Raw genomic sequence first — 6,058 nt, 5'->3', positions numbered from 1 at the left:
GCATGCCGGGATCTCGGGGACCTTCTCGAGCGACTATGAGAGCCACGCGCTGCAGCTTTCCTTCAACGCGAAGTTCTGAGCGCGAAGTTCTGAGCGCTCACAGGCCCAAACAAAGACACCGCGGCGCTTTTCAGCGCCGCGGTGCATTTATATTCGCAGGTCGATAACGGTTTTCCCCGGCCGAGCGGGCGTTACCCGTCCATCCCGATCCGTTCCCGGCGCAGCGTCGACGCCCCGAATTTCGCATGGCTGGCGATCTCTTCCATCGGCGCGAACCAGACGTCGCCCGCCTCCACGGCGCGTTCCAGCAGCCGCTCCATCTCGCGCCAGCGCGCCAGACGGCCCGTCAGGAACGGATGCAGCACCGGCATCCAGAACCCGCCCGCCTCGTGCATCGCGTCGAATTCCTCGGCGAAGGCGCGGATGCCGTCCGAGGGCGCGCGGATCGGCATCAGGTAGTCGATCTCGCCGAAATGCGCGAAGGGCGGCCAGTCATCGGTGCCCCAATGCGGCGGGACCTCGATCAGGCTGCCTTTCGGCGTCTCGACCAGATAGGGCAACTCGTCGGCCATCATCGAACTGTCATAGAGAAACCCGTGCTCTATCAACCGGTTGAGCATCGCAGGCGTGAAGGAATAGACCGGGGCGCGATAGCCGCGCGGCTTCCGGCCCGTCATCGTAACATGAACCTCCAGCGCGCGTTCGAACAGCTCCGCCTCGCGTTCGTCGGAATGCTCCATCGGGTCTTCGTGCATCCACGAATGATGCCCGATCTCGTGCCCCGCCTTCAGGATCGCCTCGACTGTCTCGGGGTAATTCTGCATCACCCAGGCGGGCATGAAGAAGGTCTGGGTCACGCCCAGACGGCGATAGGTCTCGAGGATGCGCGGCACGGCGACCGTCGGCCCGTAACGGCCCATCGAGATCGGCTGCAGACGCAGTTCGGCGTCCTCGGGCCGCGCCGTGCGGATCAGCGAATCCGCGTCGATATCGAAGGTCACGCAGGCGGCGCTGCGTTTACCCTCGGGCCAGGTGATCGGGTTGAGAAACATGTCACTCTCCGCTCAGGAAGGATCGGCAGGCACCGGAAGCGTCACCGAGAACAGCGCCACGAGATCGTTGCGCAGCCAGGTCTCGATCTCGTCCCGGCGCGCGGCGTCGGTGGAAATGAACTGGATGAAACGGGCGTTTTGCAGCTGGAACAGCGCCCGGCCCAGATGAAGCGGGTTCAGATCGGCGCTGAGCCGCCCGTCCCGCTGCATCGCCTCGATCCGGCGCACCAGCACCGAGGCAAGCTGTTCGTCGAGCTTGAAATAGGCCTTGGAAAGCTGCGTTCCCGCCTCGATCGTCACGGCCGCGATGACCTGACGCCAGATGTCTTTCTCCAGCGTCTGCATCGCGTGAACCATGATCTCGTGCGCGAAGGCCACCGTCAGCTCGACGAGCTCTGCCTCCGGTCCGGGCAGCGTCGAATCGAGCCGTTCCAGCAGCTGTTTGTCGCTTTCGATCACCAGCGCGAGCAGCACCCCGGCCTTGGTTCCGTAGTAGTTATGGACCGTCACGCCCGAGACGCCGGCCGCCACCGCGATCGCCTCGATCGTCGTCTTGTCATAGCCCTTCTCGCGAAAAAGCTCTTTGGCCGATGTGACGATGCGGTTGCGACGGTCTTGTTTTTGTTGGGCGCGCAGGTTGCTCACTAAGTCCTCCTAGGGTTGCGAACAGTTTTCGGCAATTGGTCATCTTTGGTCAAGACAAATTTTTTATTGCATAAAAGTTTTTATCGAATAAAGTTTTTGTACAAGATCAAGAATCCATACCAACAGCGAGGTCCGCTTATGCGCTCCGTTCTCAAAATCGCCACCGCCTCCGCGGTCGCCCTCTCTGCGGGCAGCCTCTCCGCTGCCGCCGCTGAAACCATCAATGTCGGGGTCTGCGTCTCCTGGCCGGGCTATGCCATGCTCGAAGTCGCCAAGGAGCAGAACCTGATCCCCGACTACGACCTAAACATCACGATTTTCGAAGATCCGCTGGGCGGTCATGCCGCCCTCGCCGCGGGTCAGCTCGACGTCTATGGCTGCACCGCCGATTACACGCCGCTGGTCGTGGATCGCGGCACCGATGTGGTGAACGTGGCCCAGCTCAACCCCTCCTACGGGGTCGATCACGTCATTCTCGCGCCCGACACCGAGCCCGCCGACCTGCCCGGCAAGAAGGTCTCGGCCCCGCAGGCCTATATCGGTCAGCTGCTGATGGGGATCTGGCTCGATTCCGAGGGCATCACCCCCGATCAGGTCGAGTGGGTGAACCTGAATGCCGATGAAGCCGTCGGTCCGATGATGTCGGGCGATCTGTCGGCTGCCTACATGTACGAGCCGTGGATCTCCAAGGTCTTGGAGGCCAAGCCCGGCGCGCGGTCCATCGTGAATACCGCCGATCCGGAGATGCTGAAGACCGGGATCTTCATGGACGCTCTGTATATGAACAAGAACTTCATCGCCAATGACCGCGCGGCGGCGCTGGCCGTGCTGAAGGCGCGTTGGGAAGGGCTGGCCTACTGGAACCAGCACACCGAAGAGACCAACAAGATGCTCGCATCGTTCCTGCAATGGCCCGAGGAAGATATCGGCTACGTCATCGGGACCAACGGCAAGTCCTTCGAGGGCGGCATCTACATGATGGACTTCGACGAATCCGCCCGCCTGTGCGGCGTACTCGACGGCGAAGGCCCGCTCGGCATGGCCAACGGTTCGATGGTCGACTCGATCGCGATGACCAATGACTGGTGGATCAAGCTCGGTCTGATGGAAAACAAGATCGACGCGTCGAAAGGCATCGACTGCTCGCTGATGGGCGATCTGGTCGAAGCCGGTTACCGCCAGAGCCTCAGCGCTCACTAAACCCCTCGGGAAGCGCCGATCCCCGGCGCTTCCCTTCCCCCAAGCCGGAGCATCTACCTTGAGCGCCCGACCCACCCCCTTTCTCCAGCTGCGCAAGCCCGTGAGCCGCCGTCAGAAGCTGCTTTCCGCGCTCGCCATCTGGGTGCTGTTCTTCGGCATCTGGATCGTCGCCTCGGCCAGCGGCTTGGTGAACCCGCTTCTCGTCCCCGCCCCGCAACAGGTCTTCGCGACCACCTTCGATCTGTTCTTCAGCCGCGGGTTCGGCAGCGACGTCCTGATCTCCATCAGCCGCGTGCTGATCGCCTTCGCGCTGGCCAGTGCGGTCGCGGTGCCGCTGGGCGTGATGATGGGCTCCTTCCCCGCGATCGAGGCCTTCTTCGCCCCCTTCGTCTCGGCCTGGCGCTACCTCCCCGCGCCGTCCTTCATCCCGATCCTGCTGATGTGGTTCGGGACCGGCGAGGCCCCGAAACTGGCGCTGCTGTTCCTCGGCGTGATCTTCTTCCTGATCACCCTGATCATGGATCACACCAAGAATGTGCGCGAGGAGCTGGTCGAGACCGCCCTGACGCTGGGCGCACCGCGCCACAAGGTCGTGGCCCGGGTGATCTTCCCCGCCGTGCTGCCCGATATCGTGACCGCGATGCGCCAGATGCTGGCGATGACCTGGACCTATCTGGTGATCGCCGAGATCGTCGCCTCCACCACCGGTATCGGCGCGATGATGATGCGCGCGCGGCGCTTCCTGAACACCGATGAGATCCTGTCGGGGATCGTCGTGATCGGGGTGCTGGGGCTGCTCTTCGACCTCACTTTCTCCGCCCTGCACCGCTGGGCCTTCCCCTATCTGAGAAAGGCGTGACCATGAGTGCCGAAACCGCATTGGAAATCCGCGAGATCTCGAAGGAATTCGAACTCTCGGGCGGCCGCAAGCTGGTCGCTGTCGAGGGCGCGGGCTTCACCGTCGAACGCAACTCCATCTGCGTCCTGCTCGGCCCGTCGGGCTGCGGGAAATCGACGATCCTACGCATGATCGCAGGGCTCGAGACCCCGAGCGGCGGCGAGATCGTCATCGGCGGCCGCCGCGTCGAGGGACCGGGCCGCGACCGGGGCATGGTCTTTCAGGCCTATACCTCCTTCGACTGGCTGACGGTGCGCAAGAATGTCGAGTTCGGGATGCAGATCAACGGCGTCCCGGCCGCCGAGCGCCGCGAACGCGCGGAACGCTTCATCAATCTCGTCGGCCTCGGGAAATTCGCGGAGGCCTACCCGTCGCAGCTCTCGGGCGGAATGCGTCAGCGCGTGGCCATCGCGCGCACGCTGGCCAACGACCCGGAAGTGCTGCTGATGGACGAGCCCTTCGGTGCGCTCGATGCCGAGACCCGCTGGCTGATGCAGGAGCTGATGATCGAAGTCGCCGAGAAGACCAACACGACGATGGTGATCGTCACCCACGATCTCGAGGAAGCGATCTTCCTCGCCGACAAGATCGTTTTTCTCTCGAGCCATCCGGGCCGTGTGAAAGAGGTGATCGTGCCGGAATTCAAGCAAGGCGCACGCATCGCCGACAAGGAAAGGGCCGTGAAACTCGACGGCTACTCCGATCTGGAGGCCCATCTGATGCGGCTGATGCGAGAGGAAGGACGCGGCAAGGAATGAGCGTGACATTCGACTTCACCGGCAAGACCGTTCTGGTCACCGGCGCTTCGAGCGGGATCGGCTATGGCATTGCCGAAGGCTTCGCGCGCGCGGGCGCCAATCTGATCATCCTGTCCGAGACCGAGGCGATCTATGACGCTGCCGAAAGCCTGCCCGGCAAGGTCCGCGCGATCCGCTGCGATATCGCAGACGCCGCGATGGTGACCGAAGCGCTGGCCGATATCGAACGCGTCGATGTGCTGGTGAACAATGCAGGCCTCGAGCGCCCCACCCCGCTCAACGGTGCGAACCCGTTGGGCAACGCCACCTTTGAGCGGATCGTGGCGATCAACATCACCGGCACGCAGAACGTGACCGACGCGCTGATCTCGCGCATCCCCGAGGGCGGGCGCATCCTGAACACCGCCTCGATCTGGGCGCGCACCGCCGTGCCGGGCTTCTCGGCCTATGTCGCGAGCAAACACGCGCTTCTGGGCCTGACCCGGACATGGGCGCAGGAACTGGGCCCCCGCGGCATCCGCGTCAACGCGATCTGCCCCGGCTGGGTGAAAACCGGACCGGCGGCCAATTCGCTGCGGGAGCTGGCGGAATCCAGCGGCCGCAGCGAGGCCGAGGTCGAAGCCGAGATCATGGCCGCGCAAGCGATCGACGGGCTGATGGTACCCGCCGATATGGCCGATCCCTACATGTTCCTCGCGTCCGAGGCAGGCGCGAATATCACCGGTCAGGCGCTCAACGTCGACCGCGGCGAGGTAATGTCATGAGCCTTCAGGGAAAAGTCGCACTGGTCACCGGCGGCTCGCGCGGGATCGGGCGCGCCATAGCGCTCGCGCTGGCCGAACTGGGCGCGAAAGTCGCCTTCTGCCATCCCGACGACGCGCAGGCGCACGACACGCTGGCCGAGCTTCAAAAGCTGACCGAGGCGGAATCTCTGCCCGCCGATGTCTCCGACGAGGCACAGGTCGAGGGGATGTTCGACGCCGTCATGTCCCGGTTCGGGCGGATCGACATTCTCGTGAACAACGCGGGCATCCTGCGCGAGAGCCCGATTGCCGAGACGAAGATCGACGAATTCGACCGGGTGATCGCGGTAAACCTGCGCGGCACCTTCCTTGCGTCGCGCGCTTTCGTGCGCCGCACCGAGGAAGGCCGGATCATCAATATCGCAAGCGACCTGGGCTTTCTGGGCCGCGAGGAAATGTCCGCCTATACGGCCTCGAAGGGCGCGATCATCGCGCTGACCCGGACGCTCGCGCGCGAGCTGGCGCCGAAGATCCTCGTCAACGCCATCGCGCCGGGCTCGATCGAGACCGATATGACGAGCCCCGCCTCGATGAGCCCCGAACAGCTGGCAATCGACATGGCGACGCCGCTCGCCCGGTTCGGTCAGCCTGAGGATATCGCCGCGATGGCCTGCTATCTCGCAGGCCCGCAGAGCAATTTCATCACCGGTCAATGCTTCGGCGTGAACGGTGGCAGTGTCATGACCTGACAGGAGCGACCCC

At 63.8% G+C, this 6,058-nt stretch carries 7 protein-coding genes; 5 read left to right on the top strand and 2 right to left on the bottom strand.

The features are described 5' to 3' along the window. Window positions 1-191: 191 nt before the first annotated feature. A complete protein-coding gene (locus F8R15_RS18480; RefSeq protein WP_152845573.1) occupies window positions 192-1,052 on the bottom strand; it encodes a polysaccharide deacetylase in 861 nt (286 codons plus the stop codon). A 12-nt stretch (window positions 1,053-1,064) separates the two neighbouring features. Further along, window positions 1,065-1,697 (bottom strand): TetR/AcrR family transcriptional regulator, encoded by a 633-nt coding sequence (locus F8R15_RS18475; RefSeq protein WP_078523171.1) that lies wholly within the window; start codon window positions 1,695-1,697, stop codon window positions 1,065-1,067. 138 nt (window positions 1,698-1,835) lie between these two features. Between F8R15_RS18475 and F8R15_RS18470 the strand changes: the two genes are divergently transcribed. Genes F8R15_RS18470 through F8R15_RS18450 form a run of 5 tightly spaced genes read left to right on the top strand, consistent with a single transcriptional unit; the run spans window position 1,836 to window position 6,045 of the window. Continuing rightward, window positions 1,836-2,897, top strand: coding sequence for an ABC transporter substrate-binding protein (locus F8R15_RS18470; RefSeq protein ID WP_152845572.1), 1,062 nt, complete (start codon window positions 1,836-1,838; stop codon window positions 2,895-2,897). A gap of 58 nt (window positions 2,898-2,955) precedes the next feature. After that, on the top strand, window positions 2,956-3,756 hold the full coding sequence (locus F8R15_RS18465; RefSeq protein WP_078572202.1) for an ABC transporter permease: 801 nt from the start codon (window positions 2,956-2,958) through the stop codon (window positions 3,754-3,756). A 2-nt stretch (window positions 3,757-3,758) separates the two neighbouring features. After that, a complete protein-coding gene (locus F8R15_RS18460; protein ID WP_152845571.1) occupies window positions 3,759-4,553 on the top strand; it encodes an ABC transporter ATP-binding protein in 795 nt (264 codons plus the stop codon). Further along, window positions 4,550-5,317, top strand: coding sequence for an SDR family NAD(P)-dependent oxidoreductase (locus F8R15_RS18455; protein ID WP_152845570.1), 768 nt, complete (start codon window positions 4,550-4,552; stop codon window positions 5,315-5,317). The genes F8R15_RS18460 and F8R15_RS18455 overlap by 4 nt, the downstream gene beginning before the upstream one ends. Beyond that, on the top strand, window positions 5,314-6,045 hold the full coding sequence (locus tag F8R15_RS18450) for an SDR family NAD(P)-dependent oxidoreductase (protein ID WP_152845569.1): 732 nt from the start codon (window positions 5,314-5,316) through the stop codon (window positions 6,043-6,045). Before F8R15_RS18455 ends, F8R15_RS18450 begins: the two co-directional genes overlap by 4 nt. Window positions 6,046-6,058: the final 13 nt, after the last annotated feature.

This window comes from Thioclava sp. JE_KL1 (assembly GCF_009296265.1).
In the GTDB taxonomy this organism is placed as follows: domain Bacteria; phylum Pseudomonadota; class Alphaproteobacteria; order Rhodobacterales; family Rhodobacteraceae; genus Thioclava.
The sequence above is the reverse complement of the archived record's forward strand: the minus strand, read 5'-3'. Positions and strand labels throughout refer to the sequence as shown.